Annotated in this window: 10 protein-coding genes; 3 read left to right on the plus strand and 7 right to left on the minus strand. The window is 65.7% G+C overall.

The window, feature by feature from the left end:
• Nucleotides 1-599: 599 nt before the first annotated feature.
• The gene (locus CPBF1521_RS21510) at nt 600-3,776 is read right to left on the minus strand and encodes an outer membrane beta-barrel protein (protein WP_016903025.1); all 3,177 of its coding nucleotides are present in this window, start codon (nt 3,774-3,776) and stop codon (nt 600-602) included.
• A gap of 307 nt (nt 3,777-4,083) precedes the next feature.
• Between CPBF1521_RS21510 and hemL the strand changes: the two genes are divergently transcribed.
• Together hemL and CPBF1521_RS13765 are read left to right on the plus strand one after the other, a co-directional pair.
• Complete coding sequence (gene hemL / locus CPBF1521_RS13760; RefSeq protein WP_104648844.1) at nt 4,084-5,373, plus strand: glutamate-1-semialdehyde 2,1-aminomutase; 1,290 nt, start codon at nt 4,084-4,086, stop codon at nt 5,371-5,373.
• A gap of 488 nt (nt 5,374-5,861) precedes the next feature.
• Entirely contained in the window at nt 5,862-8,630 is a 2,769-nt protein-coding gene (locus tag CPBF1521_RS13765) for a winged helix-turn-helix domain-containing protein (protein WP_115677341.1), read from the plus strand.
• Nucleotides 8,631-8,936: 306 nt separating this feature from the next.
• On the opposite strand, the gene azu is transcribed toward CPBF1521_RS13765, so the two are convergent.
• The 6 genes from azu to CPBF1521_RS13795 form a co-directional block, all read right to left on the minus strand.
• Nucleotides 8,937-9,386 (minus strand): azurin, encoded by a 450-nt coding sequence (gene azu, locus CPBF1521_RS13770; protein WP_115677342.1) that lies wholly within the window; start codon nt 9,384-9,386, stop codon nt 8,937-8,939.
• A gap of 91 nt (nt 9,387-9,477) precedes the next feature.
• Nucleotides 9,478-10,680 (minus strand): pyridoxal phosphate-dependent aminotransferase, encoded by a 1,203-nt coding sequence (locus CPBF1521_RS13775; protein WP_115677343.1) that lies wholly within the window; start codon nt 10,678-10,680, stop codon nt 9,478-9,480.
• A 30-nt stretch (nt 10,681-10,710) separates the two neighbouring features.
• Nucleotides 10,711-11,214, minus strand: coding sequence for a RidA family protein (locus tag CPBF1521_RS13780; protein WP_104584059.1), 504 nt, complete (start codon nt 11,212-11,214; stop codon nt 10,711-10,713).
• A 32-nt stretch (nt 11,215-11,246) separates the two neighbouring features.
• Nucleotides 11,247-11,672 carry a c-type cytochrome gene (locus tag CPBF1521_RS13785; RefSeq protein WP_104584058.1) on the minus strand — a complete coding sequence of 142 codons (426 nt, stop codon included), beginning with the start codon at nt 11,670-11,672 and terminating at the stop codon, nt 11,247-11,249.
• The gene (locus tag CPBF1521_RS13790; RefSeq protein WP_164739759.1) at nt 11,669-13,276 is read right to left on the minus strand and encodes a flavin monoamine oxidase family protein; all 1,608 of its coding nucleotides are present in this window, start codon (nt 13,274-13,276) and stop codon (nt 11,669-11,671) included. The genes CPBF1521_RS13785 and CPBF1521_RS13790 overlap by 4 nt, the downstream gene beginning before the upstream one ends.
• Nucleotides 13,277-13,363: 87 nt before the next feature.
• Nucleotides 13,364-15,646 (minus strand): TonB-dependent receptor, encoded by a 2,283-nt coding sequence (locus tag CPBF1521_RS13795; protein WP_181901241.1) that lies wholly within the window; start codon nt 15,644-15,646, stop codon nt 13,364-13,366.
• 296 nt (nt 15,647-15,942) lie between these two features.
• Between CPBF1521_RS13795 and CPBF1521_RS13800 the strand changes: the two genes are divergently transcribed.
• Nucleotides 15,943-16,560, plus strand: a complete 618-nt coding sequence (locus CPBF1521_RS13800; RefSeq protein ID WP_115677345.1) for an HAD-IA family hydrolase — start codon at nt 15,943-15,945, stop codon at nt 16,558-16,560.
• Nucleotide 16,561: the final 1 nt, after the last annotated feature.

Consider the following 16,561-nt stretch of genomic DNA (forward strand, 5'->3'; position numbering starts at 1 on the left):
GCGTGCAAGGGCCGTGCAGCCAACTCGCAGCGTCGTGTTCGCGGTGCCCTCACCGCTCGCGGGACGCGCCATGCATCCGTCTCTGGAGGCTGCGTGGCGGCATCCAGGCCGCCAGGAGTCCCGCAATCGATGAGGACACCGCACCAGGCAATTGGTCGGTGATCAGGCAAACCCTGCGTGTTGCGAGACCTACATTGAGACGCTGAGAAAGTTGGGAGCTTATTTATAAGCTTGCCTGTTACTCGAACTGCGATGGGGGATTTTCAGACGCAACGTGGTCCAAACAATGCACGCCCAGCCCTGCTCGCAACCACGCACACCGACCATCTCGACAGGCCCTTGCCCGCCCACCGTCGCGGGACCTTACGCGGCATGGATGCCGCGTAAGAGCTTACAGGGACGTACTTGCAGCGTGTCCCGCGACGGTGGGCGGGCAAGGGCCCTGCAGCCAAGCCGCAGATCAACCGCTCTACACCTGCCGCGCGTCGTACGTCAGATGATTGAAGCGGCTTGAGCGCCAGCACCCAAACGCCAAAAACAAGGCAGCGACGCGTGCCATCACGCGTCGCTGCCGGCGCTAACCTTATTACCTGCCTCGATCAGAAGTCGTAGCTCAATGTCACCCGGCCCGAGCGCGGTGCCTGATAGGCCACGACCTGGTCCCAGAGCGGGTTGGTGGTGTTGTCGGGCAGCTGCGAGAACGGGTAGATGTTGGTTGCAGTCTGCTCGTTGGTGATGTTGAACACGTCGAAACGCAGTGCCAGCTTGCCGGCGGCGAATGCCGGCTTGTAGGTCACGCCCATGTCGAGCTGCGCGATCCAGCCCAGCCGTCCCTGCGAGCCGGGAGGCGATGCCACGCCGGTGCCGGTTTCCGGGTTGTAGCAGTAGTGGTAAGGACCGCCGGTGATCGCGCTGCCACCGTAGCCGGCCGGATCGGTGCCGGTGTAGTTGTCGCCGTAGTAGTTGCCCAGGCAATTGTGTGGTGCGCCCGAGATCAGGCTGAAGTTGGCCGACGCCCCCCATTGCGGAGTGAACTGGTAGAAGCCGAATAACTTGAGCTGATGGCGGTGATCGTTGGATTGATCGCCGTTGAAGTGTTCCATCAGCGCCGCGTGGTCCCAGCTCTGCGTGGTGGAGACCGAGGCCTGGCCCTGATAGCTGCCCAAGGCGCCACCGGTGCGCCACAGGTCCGAACGCACCTGGCCTTCGGTGGTGCCGTAGCTATGCGACCAGACGTAGTTGACCTTGGCGTACCACTTGCCGTCGAACGGACGTTCCAGGTTGAACTCGACTGCCGAGTAGTTGCGCTTGAACTTCGGGAAACCGGCCGCTTCGCGGCTCACCGATACCTCATGGAACTGGCCATCGGTACCGATCACGCCCCAGGTATTGGTCTGGCCGGGGTTGATCAGCGATGCGCCGGCAACCTGCGAGAAATCAATGGTCACGCCCTGCGCGGCCGCAGCGGCGATCAATGCGGTATTGGAGACGTCGTAGTTCTGATCGTCGATACCCGCATTGAGGCGCCGATGCGTGCCGCGCACGCCCAGCACCCAGCCGGTCTCCAGCTGCTTGGTGAAACCGAGGATGACTTCGTCCTGGTTCTCGCCCTCGATGTCCTTGACCACTGCAGTGCGCACATCGGCGATGCGGCCGAAGCGCGAGTTGGCCGACACCGCCGACCCCAGCTGCTGCGCCAGGACCGGCGTGCCATCGGCATTGATGCCGCTATAGGTGAAGTAGGTATCGGTGGTGGTGGCCGGGGTGAACAGGCTCACTGCCGACAGCGGCAGGCCAAGGTAATAACGGCCGACGTTGCCGAATACCTTCAGGCTGGAATCGCCGTTGACGTCCCAGCTGAAACCCAGGCGCGGCGCCCAGGCGTTATCCACTTCGATGTACGGGTCGCCGAACGGGGTGTAGTTGGTGAATTCGTCCTTGCGCAGGCCGATGCTCAACAACAGGTTGTCGGTGACCTGCCACTTGTCTTCGATGTAGTAGGCGCGCTGCTTGGCCTCGTAGGAGTATAGGCTGGTGTTGATGTTGCGCACCACGTAGTAGCCGCTGGACCCATTGACCGGATCGACCAGGCCCGGGCTCGGCGCGCCGATGCCGCCGGCTTCGTTGGCCGATTGGCTGACCAGTCCGCCCGTCCGCACGCCATTGGGATCGTTGGTCTGGCCGTAGGTCCACGCAAAGCCGGGGCCTGACAGCACCGAACCCACATCGATACCTTCGGACTTCTGGTTGTCGATACCGAAGTTGAGCGTGTGGTGGCCGATACGCCATTCCAGATTCAGGCGCTGATTGTCTTTCTTGTATTCGCGGTCCGGTGAACTGACCGAGGTGACCAGCTGATTGCCGATGCGCGGGGTGCCGCCGGTGTAGGCCGGATTCTGCAACGCAGCGCTGTTGATGACCGGGCCGCCGGCCGCGTCGTAGTTGAAGGGCGTCAGCTCGTCGGGCGTCTTCATCTTGCCGTACAGCGCGGTCACGGTGAGGTTGTCGCTGAGATAGCCGGTGTACTTGCCGGTGAACAAGGTCGGGCCGGTCTTCCAGGTGGATTCGTCGGTGAAATAGCTGCCGCGCTGGCGATTGACATAGTCGTAGCGGTAGATCGACCCGTTGGTCTCCGCCTCGTCGCTGGCGCCGGTCACCTCGATCAGGTGGTTGTCGGTGATGTTCCAGTCCACCTTGGCGTACCAGCGTTTCTGCTTGTAGTCGTAATCGGTGAGGCCGCCGGTGCGTCCGTTGTCGGTGTCGCGATTGGTGCCGACGCGTACGCCGTCCGAATCCACCTGCTCGGCAGCCAGGAAGAAGAACAGCTTGTCCTGGATGATCGGTCCGCCGACATAGGCGCTGTAGGTGGTCTGGTTGGCTTCGGCCTCGCTGGCCGGCTGGTACAGGCCATTGGCCGCGCGCGCATAGCGGTAGGCGGCGTTGTTGATCGCGCTGCCCTGGCTGTCCGGGCGCCAGTAGATATCGCGCTGGTTGGCACGCAGGCCATTGGGTTCCCAGATGACGGCGGCGCCGAACTTCCACTCGTTGGTGCCGCGCTTGCCGATCTGGTTGATTACGCCGCCATTGGCGCGGCCGTACTGCGCGCCATAGCCGCCGGTGAAGATTTCCTGCTGGTCGATGGCGCCGTACGGCAGGGTCAGACCACCCAGGTTGTTGCTGATGGTGGTGGTATTGAAACCATTGAGGTAATAGGCGTTTTCGCTGGCGGCCGAGCCGCCGAAGCTGGGCAGCGAGCCACCGAGCGGGCCATTGTCGAAGCCGCCGCTGTTGACCACCACGCCCGGTGCGAGCAAAGCAATCGCCTCGGCGGTGCGGCCCAGCGGCAGCTGCTGCAGCTGCTCGGCGGTGACCACGGTGCGGGTGTCCACGCTGCTGACGTCGATGGTGGTCAGGCCCGCGGCGGTGACGGTGACGCTGTCCAGGGTCTGCATGCCGCTCCCCGAAGCGGCAGCGAACGAGACGTCGGTGTTGGCGCCGACGGTGATCGCGACGTTTTCGCGGGTTTCCACCACCGCGCCATCGCGCTTGACCGTGACCTTGTAGGTGCCCAGCGGCAGATTGCCGGCGGTGTACCGGCCGCGTGCATCCACCGGCACTTCGCGGCTGAAACCGCTGTTGTTTTCCACTAGCACGCTGGTGCCGCTGCTCTGTCCCACGCTGCCGACGATGCTGCCGCTGGTGGACTGCGCGTGGACGCTCCCCATGGCCACGACCAGCGCCAACGCCAAGGCACGCTTCTGGATACTACGGTTCATGTTTTCTCCCCAAGTCTGGAACTGTCGGCAACGCGACAAAAATGAACGGCGCCAATGGCTACCGGAATCACACTCTCTGAACATCTGCCGCAGCAGACCAATGACCACCGGTCATTTGCTCATGCCAAACCGTCGATACCCTTGCGTTCGATCATAGGCAGCCGGATCGCCCTACCCGTGCGCTCCGACGGGTAGGCAGGCATCTGGTGGGTAGGCGGACGGGGGCCGCAAGCCTGACAATGGCGGGTGCGCCGCCCGCAGTCGGGCAGCGCCGCCCCCAATCGGTACCACTCAAGGATCTGCGCGCATGAACCACACCCGCTCCCACGCCCTGTTCGCCCAGGCGCAGACGCTGCTGCCCGGCGGCGTCAACTCACCGGTGCGTGCATTCAAGTCGGTCGGCGGCGAGCCGTTCTTCGTGGCACGCGCCGATGGCCCGTATCTGTATGACGTGGACGACAACCGCTACATCGATTACGTGGGCTCGTGGGGGCCGATGATTGCCGGCCACAATCACCCCGCGGTACGCGAAGCGGTGGAGCGCGCGATCCGCGATGGCCTGTCGTTCGGCGCGCCGTGTGCGGCCGAGGTCACCATGGCCGAGACGATCCATCGGCTGGTGCCGTCCTGCGAGATGGTGCGCATGGTCAATTCCGGCACCGAAGCCACGCTGTCGGCGGTGCGCCTGGCGCGCGGCGCCACCGGGCGCAGCCGCATCATCAAGTTCGAGGGCTGTTATCACGGCCATGGCGACTCGTTCCTGGTCAAGGCCGGCAGCGGCATGCTGACCCTGGGCGTACCGACCTCGCCGGGCGTGCCGCCCGGCCTGAGCGAGCTGACCGCCACCCTCTCCTTCAACGACTTCGAAGGCGCCACCGCCATGTTCGACGAGATCGGCGCCGACGTGGCCGCGGTGATCATCGAGCCGGTGGTCGGCAACGCCAACTGCATTCCGCCGCAGGCCGGTTACCTGCAGCACCTGCGCACGCTGTGCACGCGGCACGGCGCGCTGCTGATCTTCGACGAGGTGATGACCGGTTTCCGCGTCGCGCTGGGCGGTGCGCAGGCGCACTACGGAGTGACCCCGGACCTGAGCACCTTCGGCAAGATCATCGGCGGCGGCATGCCGGTGGGCGCCTACGGGGGCCGGCGCGACTTGATGGAGCAGATCGCGCCGGCTGGCCCGATCTACCAGGCCGGCACCTTGTCGGGTAACCCGGTCGCGATGGCAGCCGGCCTGGCGATGCTGGAGCTGGTGCAGGAGCCGGGCTTCCACGCCCGCCTGAGCGAGGCCACCAGCGTGTTGTGCGAGGGACTGGAAGATGCCGCGCGCGCCGCCGGCGTTGCCGTCACCACCAACCAGGTCGGCGGCATGTTCGGCTTGTTCTTCACCGACGACATCGTGGAGAACTACGCGCAAGCCACCGCCTGCGACATCACCACCTTCAACCGTTTCTTCCACGCGATGCTGCAGCGGGGCGTGTATCTGGCGCCGTCGGCGTACGAGGCCGGCTTCATGTCCAGCGCGCACGATGCGGCGGTGATCGATGCCACGCTGGCCGCCGCGCGCGAGGCGTTTGCGGAAGTGGCGCACTGAGGCGCATCCAGGCGTGGCGTTGCCGGCGATGGGCCCGGCAACGCTGACCTTTGTGGTGCGTTGAAGGCGAGGTGTCATCGCCTGCGTCGCGGTGGCCGCTGGTGACGCTGGCCGCGCAGGACGCCCGGCATCGGTGCGGGCCTGAGACGCCTCTTAGGCCCGCGCCGACGCTGAACAGGCGCGGCGCCGGCGCTGCAACCGGCTCGATGGCGTCCAGACGGGCCCGGCCGTTCCTAGCAATGGCGCACACCCTGCGCCACCGCAGGCTCCATTCAGGCGGCGGCGTAGCGACAGGCTTTGCTTTTGTCTTGTGGCTGTCATACCTTTCTGAAAGGTGTCCATGGACGGGCATGGGTGGGGACCCTCGAAGCAGCCGATGGACGTTGTCGCCGGTCACGGTGACGCCTGTGCATCGCCGCTGTTTCATCACGATCTGCAGCGTGTCGAGCCGGCGCGCTGCCGACGCTTGCCAGGGCCGCCCTCGCCTCATGCTCAAGCCTGTTGCGTTGCTCACGCCGCGCCCCTCACCGCCGCGCGATTCCGCTCTTCCCGATTGGCTGCTCGCCAGCAAGCTGGAGCCGCCGCTGCCGCGTCCCGGTGCGGTGGTGCGCAGCACCTTGCTGGCGGCGCTGGATCAGGCACAAGCCCGGCCGCTCACCCTGCTGCTGGCGCCGCCCGGATTCGGCAAGACCACACTGCTGGCGCAGTGGCATGCGCAGCTGCGCGCGCGCGACCACGCCGTGGCCTGGCTGTCGCTGGACGAAGAGGACACCGATGCCACGCGCTTCCTTGGCCACCTGGCGTTGGCGCTTCAGCACGCAGGCGCCGATCCGGCACTGTGTGCGGCGGTGCTGCACAACCGCGACCAGGATCCGCGCGAGGCGGTGACGGTGCTGCTCCGCGCGCTACGCACTGCGCCCCGGCGCATCAGCATGATCCTCGACGATTACGACCGGCTCGGCAGCGGCATCGTCGACGAGCTGGTGCTGCGCCTGGTCGAGCACGGCGGCGGACGTCTGCACCTGTTGCTGGCGACCCGGCGCGTACCGGCACTGCCGCTGGCGCGGCTGGACCTGCAGGCGCAGCTCAGCCGTCTTGGCAGCGCGCAGCTGGCACTGGATGAGCCCGAAGCGCAGGCGTTGCTGGGCCCCCAGGTGCCGGCGCCGGTCGTGGACGAATTGCTGCGCTACACCGAAGGCTGGCCGGTGGCGCTGCATCTGGCGCGCTTGTGGCTGGAAGGCGGCGCGCAGCGTCAACAGGAGGTGGCCGCGCGCTTCTCCGGCCGCAGCGCGCAGATTGCCGCGTATCTGGCCGAGCAGGTGGTCAACGACCTGGATGCCGACACGCGCGACCTGCTGTTGCGGACCAGCCCCCTGGAGCGCGTCAACGCAGCGCTGGCCGATGCGGTGCGTCAGTGCGACGACAGCGGCCGGCTGCTGGCGCGCCTGGAACATTTCCACGGCCTGCTGGTGCCCATGGATGGCGAGCGCGAGTGGTTCCGCTATCACCCCTTGTTTGCCGACTTCCTGCAGCAACTGCTCGATCGCGAACACCCCGGTCAGGCCACCCAACTGCATCAACGGGCCGCACGCTGGTTTGGCGATCATCGGTACCTGGCCGACGCGGTGCGGCACGCATCGCGTGCCGATTGCAGCGACCTGGCCGCCAGCTACATCGCGCGCGCCGGTACCTGGCAACTAGTGCTGACCCACGGCACGCACGCGGTACGCGCTCTGCTGCGGCATTTCGAACACCGCACCATCCGCGACACCCCGGCGCTGAATCTCACCCAGGCACATCTGCACGCGAAGCTCGGCGAATTCAGCCATGCGCGCCTGCTGCTGGAACGCTTCCGCGACTTTCCGGCTGCGCTGCGCGAGCCCTTGCAACGCGACTACACGGTGGTGGTGGCGCTGTTGCGCGATCGCCTCGACGAGATCTGCGGCAATCCGCATGGTCTGACCCAGATCGCCGCGCAAGCCTCCGCGCTGGACGAGGACGACCACCTGGGCCGCGGCATGCTGCTGTGCATCTGTGCCACCACCGCCATTGCGCAGGGTGCCTTTGCAACTGCCGAACGCTACGCCCTGAACGCACGCGATGCGATGCAGCGCGGCGGCAGCGAACCAGGCGGGGGCCAGGCGCTGCTGGCGCTGGGCCAGAGTTTTTTCTATCGCGGACAGCTCGGTGACGCCGAAGCCTGTTACCGGCAGGCCCTGCACTGGTGCGCCCGCTCCCCGCAGCTGGATCGCGTGCTGGAGGCCGCCGGCCAGTGCCTGCTCGCACAACTGCACTACGAACGCGGCCACCACGACGATGCGGCCGACCTGCTGCATCCGGCACTGGAATTGCTGGAACAGCACGATGGCGGCATGGACGTGCTGGCCGCCGCCTACGACACCGCGCTGGGATTGGAGCGTGTGCGCGACCACAGCGGGCGTAGTGCCTTGGCGCTGCTCGAACACGTCGAGCAGATCGCGCACGGGCGCAAGCTGACGCGCCTGTCGGAACTGGCTGCAGCATGGCGTTTGATGCTGTTGCTGGAGCATCCGGGCAATGCCGCCATCGATGTGCTGATTGCACGCACCGGCGGCGAATCCGGATTGGCGCATACGCTGCGCTCGCCCCACCGCTGGCGCGACCGCGCGGCGATGGGCTTTGCGCTGGCACGCTGGCATCGGCTGGCCGGACGCAGCAGCGCCGCGCTGACCATCCTGGGCCAGATCGAACAGGCCTGCCTGGCCAACGACAACCTGTGCCACCTCGCGCGCACCCGCGCGCGCATCGCCCTGGTGCTGCAGCAACGCGGCGAACTGGTCGCGGCGCTACCGCACCTGTATAGCGCGCTCGACCATGTGGCACTGACGCAAAGCTGGCAGGCGATCGTCGAACTCGGACTGCCGGCCAAGGCGATGCTGCGCTCGCTGCGCCAGCACGACCCGCATACCGTCGGCGGCACCACACGCGCACTCACCATCCAGGCCCTGCTCGAACGCCTCAGCGGCGACGAGGACCCGGCCGGCGACATCTTCAGCGAGCGCGAGCTGGAAGTGCTCGCGCAACTGGCACGTGGGTATTCCAACAAGCAGATCGCACGCTGTTTGCATCTGTCGGAAAACACGGTCAAGTTCCATTTGAAGAATCTCTATCGCAAGCTGGATGCACGCAGCCGCGAAAGCGCGCTGGCGCAGGCCTTGCAACGCGGGTTGTTGCGCGCAGCCGATCCACCAGGCAATTCGGAAACGGTGCCGGGCTGACCTCCAGCTACGGCGCTGACGCGCGGCAAGACGCCACTTCGGGCGGCCGGAGGCGGTGATGACACCTGCACGCTGCGGCAAGCTGGTCTATCTCGGCATCCAGAAGCGGCCCGGTCACGACAACACATGGAGCCTGCCACAACAGCGCGCCTTCCTTTACGCGCAGTTCTCCGCGCACCGTCTACGACGGTCGCTGGCGCTGCCGTCCGCTCCGCTCACGATTGCCTGGAGCACGCGGCGTGACCGCGTGCCAGCTCCCTCGCCTATCGCTCCTGCCGCGGCCATGCACCTGCGGCAGCTGATACCTCATCCAAAACTCAGCGTGCCCTTCATCATCGCCCAGTGGCCGGGGAACGAGCAGAAGAAGGTGTAGTCGCCGCCCTTGCTCAACTTGCTGGTGGGAAAGCTCACCGTGGTGATCTCGCCGCCGCCGATGACCTTGGTGTGTGCGATCACGCGCGCGTCGGCCTTGGGCAGATAACTGTCGGCGATGGTGGAGCGTATGCCGGCATTGGCCACTGCCTGGAAGTCGGCGGACTTGGTCAGCACCCAGTTGTGGCCCATCACCGTGGCAGCCATCTTGCCGGAGTGCTTGAGCGTCAGGTCCACCTGCGTGCAGTCGGGCGCCAGCTTGATCGCGCTCTGGTCGAACTTCATCTGGTCGTTGCCGGTGATGGTCACCGCGCAGGTGCGCGCCCATGCCGACGGTGCCAGCAGCACCAATCCAATCACGGCAACTGTCGAAAACACTTTCAAAGGAACACTCCTGCAATAAGGGATGCGCGACGCCCAGCGCGCCTGGTCACACCAGCGCATCTGCAAGCGCCGATGTTGCCAGAGTAACGCCTCATGCGTAGCGGAAAAAAGCATCCATCGGATCATGTACATCGGCCGTGGCCTCCGGCAGCGGCAGCGGGCCGCGCTTGCCGGCAATCACCTGCACGAAGGCCTGCTTGAAGCGCGCCATCTCCGCATCGGTGCCGACAGTGATCCGCGACCAGGTCGGCCACACCGGCCAGCTGCGTCCGATGAACACGCCATGGGTGGCCATGTCGTCCTTGAAGCCGGCGGCCGGCCGCTTCACGTCGACCATGAAGCAGTTGCTCTCGGAGGTGGTGCAGGCATAGCCCTGCTTGGCGAGAAACGCTATTACGTCCTTGCGTGTGGCCGCGGTGCGTGCGCGCCGCTGCGGCACCAGCGCGGGATCGCGCAGGCTGGCCAGGCCTGCGGCAGCCGCGGTCACCGGCAGGCTGTTGACGCTGTAGAACATCAGCTTGGCCAGCAGGTCCGGGCGTGCGGCCGCGTAGCCCAGGCGGATGCCGGCCATGCCGTAGAGTTTGGAGAAGGTGCGCAGCACCACCACGTCTTCGCCCGCGGCAACCATGTCGACCACGCTGCTGGTGCTCTGCGCAAAGTGGATATAGGCCTCGTCGACCACCAGCACGCTGCCCTTGGGCTTGTGCGCCAGTGCATAGTCCAGGTCCTTGCGCGCGGTGACCGAGCCGGTGGGGTTGTTGGGATTGCAGATGTAGATCACGCCGGGGCTGGCGTCGGCGGCGCACATCGCCTGCACATCGTGCGAGAAGTCCTTGCGCAACGGCACCTTGATCAGTTTTGCGCCATTGCGGCTGGCGGCGCGCCAACCGGATTCGTAGGTGGGATCGGCAGTGACGAGCGCGGCGCTGGGCGAGGTGAACGCCAGCATTGTGTAGTCCAGCGGTTCGGTCGAACCGGCGTAGGCCATCAGGTGGTTGACCGGCAGCTTGAGCTCGGCGGCCAGGGTATCCATCAATTCCATCTGCACATCGCGCAGGTAGCGCCCACCTTGCGGCGCGATCTGCGCGATGGCCTTGACCGCAGCAGCCGACGGGCCATCGGGAAACTCGTTGGAGCCGATCATCACCGGCGACAACGCACCGGCCGCTGTCGGCGCGATCGCGGCGGAGCGTTCGGCGGCACCGGCCAGCAGCGGCAGCGCACTCGCACCGGCGGCGCCGGCAAACAGCGCGGAGTCGCGGAGAAACATGCGGCGCGAAAGAGCAGTTTTCATGACAACCTCCAGCAGGACGACAGCACGGATTCAAGGACGAACGGCGACCACTTCGATTTCCACCCGATACAACGGATTGCCGAGCGCGGCGATCTGGAAGGCCGAGCGCGCCGGCAGATTGGGCTGCTCCTTGGTGCCGAAGAACTGGCGGTACCCTTCCATGAAACCGTTGAAATCCATCTTGCCGCCCATGGCCGGATCACCGACCAGAAACACCTGCATCTTCACCACATCGCCCATGCCCAGGCCGAGCGTCGCGAGTTGCTGCTTGATCTGGTTCAACACGCTCACCGTCTGCGCCTTGGTGTCGCCATAGGCGGCGATCGAGTCCTTGGGCGCACTGGCATCCACCACCGCCGGCACCTTGCCACTGACGTAGACGGTGGCCTTGCCGGCGGGAATCTCCACGGCGGCAGCAATGGGGAAATCGCTGTTGGGTATCTTGTGGCGGACCACGTCGGCCGCATGCGCAGCGGCGAGGCCTGCAGACCACAGCAGGGCAGCAGTGAGAACGGTGGTCACTGGACGGAACATGGCAACTCCTTGCATGAGAGAGAAAGGGAGAATCAGTGGCGCAGCAATTTGACGTCGTCGACGGTGACGCGCTCGGCGTGATCGTTGCCGAAGTGCGTGCGCACATAACTCACCACCTCGGCCACCTGGCGGTCGTTGAGCATGGCGCCGAAGCCGGGCATGCCCGCATGGCCGTCGAGCACCATCATGGTGACGTAGGGGCCGGCGGCCAGCTTCGGGTTGCCGGCAAGTGCGGGATATTCGCCCGCGCCCTGCGCACCGCGCCCGCCCGGCATGTGGCAGCCCTGGCAGATCGCCTGATAGACGTCCTGGCCGGATGCCTTGGCAAAGCCCTGCTGCGGAAACAGCTGGGTGGCATCGGAGCTCTGCGCCCGCGCGTCGTATGTGCCTGGCGGCACCAGCAACGCAGCCATCGCAACGACAAAGCTGGCCGCGGCCAACCGTGATAACAGGCTCATGCGCGACCTCCTCCGGCCAGCACTTTGCGATGCAGACGGCCCACGACATCGTGCGCGGACAAGATCGCGCCTTCCTGCCAGGCCGGGATATAGGAGACGTGTTCACCGGCCAGCGCCAGGCGCCCGTCGATCTGGCACAGCGGCGTGTAGTGTTCGGCACGCGCCTGCTCGCTCCACATGCCGAAACAGCCGTGCGTGAACGGCACGCGGTGCCAGCCGACCGAAATGCCGTTCTCGAACTCGCGCGGATACTGCGGATGCAGTTGTGTGCCGTATTCGACCGCCTTGCGCACGCGCTGCTCCGGGGACATCGAGGTGAACTGGTAGGCATCCAGTCCCCACACATACGCACCGAGCAGCACGCCCTTGCCGGGGCTGTGATAGTTGGTGCTGGGATAGCTGATCAAGGTGATCGGCAGATCGGTGTAGCTGATGCCGCCGTAGATGGCCTCGTCCTCTTCCCAGAAGCGGCGCTTGAATTGCAGGCCCACTTTCACCGATGCCGCATACGGCACCTGGCCGATCGCGGTGGTCATCGCGTCACTGGCGGTGACCGGAATGCGGCTGAGCACCGACAACGGAATCGTGCAGATACACCAATCGGCGCTGGCGATGCGTTCTTCGCCGCCGTGCGCGGCGTCCTGCCAGGACACGCGCACACCGTTGCCATCCTGATCGATCCTGGTGACCTTGGCGTTGTAGGTGATGGCATCGCCGAGCCGGGACGCGAATGCCTTGCCGATCTGGTCCATGCCGCCCACCGGCTGGAACATGGTGGTCTGCATTTCGTAGTTGTTGCCGGCCGCCAGCGTGGTCCACAGACGCGAGTGCAACACGTCCTGCACGCTGAAGGGATCGGAGAACTCGGGCTTGCCCGACAGGCCGCCGCCGGGATAACGCGCAAAACCGCGCCGCTCGCTGCTGTCCTTGCCCTTGACGTAGCCGAACTTCTGGTCGAGCGCGCCCCAGGTGCGCAGGGATTCCAGCAGCACTTCCTGGTCTTCGCGGCTCACGGTGGTGTCCAGCGCCTGCTGCTGGGTGCACTTGGCCAGCAACTCGGACACGTGCCCCTTGTAATCGGCATCGATGGCGCGAAAGCGCTGCGGTTTGCCGCCGAAGCCATGCTGGCTATGCAACAGCGCGTTGTAGTTGACCTGGTTGAACGCCTCCAACGCCACACCGAATTGTTTGCAGTAACCCAGCACCGCCTTGTGGTGATGCGGGATGCGCCACGGCCCGGGGTTGAGGTACAGCCCGTCGTCGAACTGGCAATGTTGCATCGCCCCGCCGAGTTCGGTGTAGCGGTCGCCGCCGCGCAGCGTCCAGTTACGCCCGCCGGGGCGGTCGTTGTATTCCAGCAACTGCACGCGGTACCCCGCCTTGCGCAGTTCGAAGGCCGCCGCCATGCCGGCCAGCCCCGCCCCCAGGATCAGCACCGAGGCGCCTTTCGGGTCGCCATCCAGCTGCAGCGGTCCCTTGAAATCGGATTCGGCCGCCATGCCCAGGCTGCTCATCGCCTGATACATCATCGCGCCGCCAGCGGTCATGCCGATGCGCGCCAGCAGTTGCCGCCGTGTCATCGCCCCAGAGTGATTGCCTTGCATCAACGCTTAGTCCTTGCATGTCATGGATCGAGTCCGACGGACACCACCGATGGCGCGGCCGGCAACGCTGCCGGCCGCATCACTGCCTCAGAATTTGTAGGCCAGGCTGGCGAACAGCTGGCGCGGTGCGATCAACTGGTACGAACCGGAACTTTCGTTCGGGAACACCGCGCCGATCGCATCGTCCTTGTCGAACAGGTTGTAGACCGACAACTGCAGCCGCCCACCGGCCAGAAACCCGGCATCCTCGCCCTGATAGCCGACGCTGCCGTTGACGATGAAGGTGGCATCGACCTGGTCGGTATTGAGCGTGTCGCCGTAGCGCTTGCCGGTGTATTTGGTGTCGAGGTTGGCGAAGAAATGCTCGCCCTCCCAACCGCCGTTGAGGCTGAACATCACCTTGGGCGAGTCCGGCACGTCGTTGCCTTCCACCTGCACCAGGCTGCCGCTGACCGGGCCGAAATAGTTGTCCTGGAACTCGGACTTGTTCCAGGTCAGCGATGCCCCCAGCCGCCAGCCCGGTATCGGCTTCCACATACCGGACACTTCCGCCCCGTAGGTCTGCACGTCGCCGACGTTGGCGTAGACGGTGGGCGCGACCACCAGCGGGTCCGGGTCGGTCAGCGCGATGATGCGGTTCTCGTAATCGATCTTGTAGGCGGCGATGTAGCCGCTCCACTGGCTGGATTCGGCGCGGATGCCGATATCGATATTGGTGGACTCCTCCGGCGCAATATCCGGATTGAACGCCCCCGAGGTTAGCGCCAGCCGTGGTGCCGAGCTGAAGTTTTCCGCGTAGTTGGCGAACACCTGCACGCCCTCGGCAAGCTGGAAGCTGGCGCCGACCTGGGGCTGGAACCAGTCGCTGTTCTTGATGGTGACGTCGCGGCGCACGCCGACATTGAAATCATCGAGATTGGCGATGCCGTTGTAATCGCGTTTGACATCCAGCCCCTTGGCGCCGAATTCCATGGTGAGCCGGTCATCGAGCAGGCGCAGCGTGTCCTTGATGTAAAGCTGCTTCACCTCGGTGGAGAAGTGATTGTCGTAATAGACCACGATCGGCAGCGAGCCCTTCAGCAGCGCGCCGGTGGCCGGGTCCAGGTTGTACAGCGGGCGCACCTGATCGAAATCGTAGTTTTCGTACCACGCGCCGACTTCGAGCTTGTTGTGCTCGGTCTCCCATGACACTGCACTGGTTACGCCGTAGCGATCCCCGCCCATGATTTCCTCGCGCCGGGTCATCGCACCGACGCGGATGACATTGCCGTTGGCATCGACGATCTGCGGGTCGTTGATGGCGATATCGGTGCGACCCGGCGTGCCGGCGATGGCGTCGTTGTACAGGCCGGTGGCCGTGCTCGGTGGCGTGCCGCCGACGCCATAACCATGCTTGTTTTCGTAGTAGCCGGTGAAGGTGACACCGATCGCATCGTTGAACAGGAAATCGCCGTGCAGGCTGAGCAGCGAATCGCGGCGGCCGTTCTGCCATTCACTGTAATGCTCGGCATCCACTTCCGGATTGCCGGTGATGCGTTCATGCAGATCCCACGACACCGACCCGTCGGAGTTGTAGGACTGCACGTCGTAGTCCTTGCGGTTGTTGTAGATCCAGCCCAGGGTCAGGCTGCCCACGTCCCAGGCCTGGCGGATCTTGGCTTCGAAGTGATCGCTCTTCTGCGTGGCCGGCTCCATGTCCCACACCCCGCCCTGCGTGCGCGAGGCAGACAGATACGCGCTGGGGCCGCCGTCCCACCAGTCCGGCGTATCCAGGCGCACGAAGCTGCGCACCAGATCGTCCGAGCCGATGGTCTGGGTGAGGTTGCCGCTCCAGCTGTCGCCGCCCTTCGGTGGCAGGCTGGTGTAACGGATCGCGCCGCCCAATGCGTGGTACGAAGGCTGGGTGACATCGCCGGAGCCGGCCGACACGGTGACGTCGAGCAGGTTCTCGCTGGACACGTAACGGGTGATCGGGCCGCCTTCGCGGGTGTCGAAGGTTTCGATCGGGATGCCGTCCAGGGTCACGCCAATCTGGTTGGCGGAAAAGCCGCGGATGGTCATCGAGTCGCCGAACTCGTACAGCCCGAACGGATCGGTGGTCTGGACATTCACGCCCGGCAGGCTCGCCAGTAGCTGCTGCGGTGCCACGCCGGGCACCTGTGCCTGGATGTCGTCGACGGAGATGGAGGCGGTGGTGCGCGTGGAGCCGGTGCCGACCACGCTGACCGCGTCCAGCGTGCGTGCTTCCTGTGCCAGGACCGGCAGGCTGTGGGCGCCAGCCAGCACCAAGGTCATCGAAGCCAGCGTGCGACCACGCGTGGCGGTGGTGAGAATGGCGGCAACCGACGCCGCCAGTTGATCGGTGTTCAAGCGCTTGCGCATGCAATCGACCCCCTGGATGGTGTGACGTGCTGAGTGACCGGGCCCGCTCCCCAAGACCGGCTGACACCGCGGATGCGGCATGCATCGACCATACCCAGCACAGTTCCGCTGCACGCGCCGCGCGGAGGGTAGGGGCGGCGCGGGTGGGTAGGTAGCGACCGGATTCAACGATCTGAATAGGGACTGCCCCACCCACCTGCCGGCATCCGGACATACCAGGTCTTGCGCACTTGCCATGCCGCGCCGAATCGACAACGCTGCGCAGCCGCATCCCGAGTCCACCCATGCCGCCTGCCGCACCGTCCCTGTTACTGCTCGATTTCGACGGCGTGCTGGCCAGCTATTCGCGGCCGCGTCGTCTGGCTGCGCTTGCCAGTGCGGCGGGATGCACGCCGCAACGTGTGCAACAGGTCTTGTTCGAGCAGGGCCTGGAGCGCGCCTACGATGCCGGCGTGATCGACACGTCGGCCTATCTGGCGCAGCTCGGCGAGGGGCTTGGCTGCGTGATCGATCGCGCCACCTGGATCGATGCGCGCGTGGCGGCATGCCGCGCCGAGCCGGCGGTAGTGGCGCAGGTACTGGCGGTGTCGGCAACGACCGAGGTGGCGGTGCTCACCAACAACGGGCCGTTGATGGCGGAAGCGATCGAGCGGATCGTGCCAGCGCTGTTTCCGCTATTGCAGGGCCGCGTGCTGTGCAGCGGCGCCCTCGGCGGCCGCAAGCCGGAGCTGCCGGTGTATCAGCGCTCGCTCGCCCGGCTCGATGCGGCCGCGTCACGCACGTTGTTTATCGACGACCTGTTCGTCAACGTCCGCGGCGCACGTGCCGCCGGCCTGCATGCGGACACGGTGCGCGATGCGCGCGGCTTGCGGCGGGTGTTGAAGCGGTATGGGCTGGGGTGAA

The organism is Xanthomonas euroxanthea (genome assembly GCF_900476395.1).
In the GTDB taxonomy this organism is placed as follows: Bacteria; Pseudomonadota; Gammaproteobacteria; order Xanthomonadales; family Xanthomonadaceae; genus Xanthomonas; species Xanthomonas euroxanthea.

Coding starts and splice junctions, on each gene's coding strand:
- CPBF1521_RS13775 (WP_115677343.1), bottom strand. CDS start 10,680: ATGAAAACTGCTCTTTCGCGCCGCATGTTTCTCCGCGACTCCGCGCTG.
- CPBF1521_RS13800 (WP_115677345.1), top strand. CDS start 15,943: ATGCCGCCTGCCGCACCGTCCCTGTTACTGCTCGATTTCGACGGCGTG.
- CPBF1521_RS13785 (WP_104584058.1), bottom strand. CDS start 11,672: ATGAGCCTGTTATCACGGTTGGCCGCGGCCAGCTTTGTCGTTGCGATG.
- CPBF1521_RS13765 (WP_115677341.1), top strand. CDS start 5,862: ATGCTCAAGCCTGTTGCGTTGCTCACGCCGCGCCCCTCACCGCCGCGC.
- CPBF1521_RS13790 (WP_164739759.1), bottom strand. CDS start 13,276: ATGCAAGGCAATCACTCTGGGGCGATGACACGGCGGCAACTGCTGGCG.
- CPBF1521_RS13780 (WP_104584059.1), bottom strand. CDS start 11,214: ATGTTCCGTCCAGTGACCACCGTTCTCACTGCTGCCCTGCTGTGGTCT.
- hemL (WP_104648844.1), top strand. CDS start 4,084: ATGAACCACACCCGCTCCCACGCCCTGTTCGCCCAGGCGCAGACGCTG.
- CPBF1521_RS21510 (WP_016903025.1), bottom strand. CDS start 3,776: ATGAACCGTAGTATCCAGAAGCGTGCCTTGGCGTTGGCGCTGGTCGTG.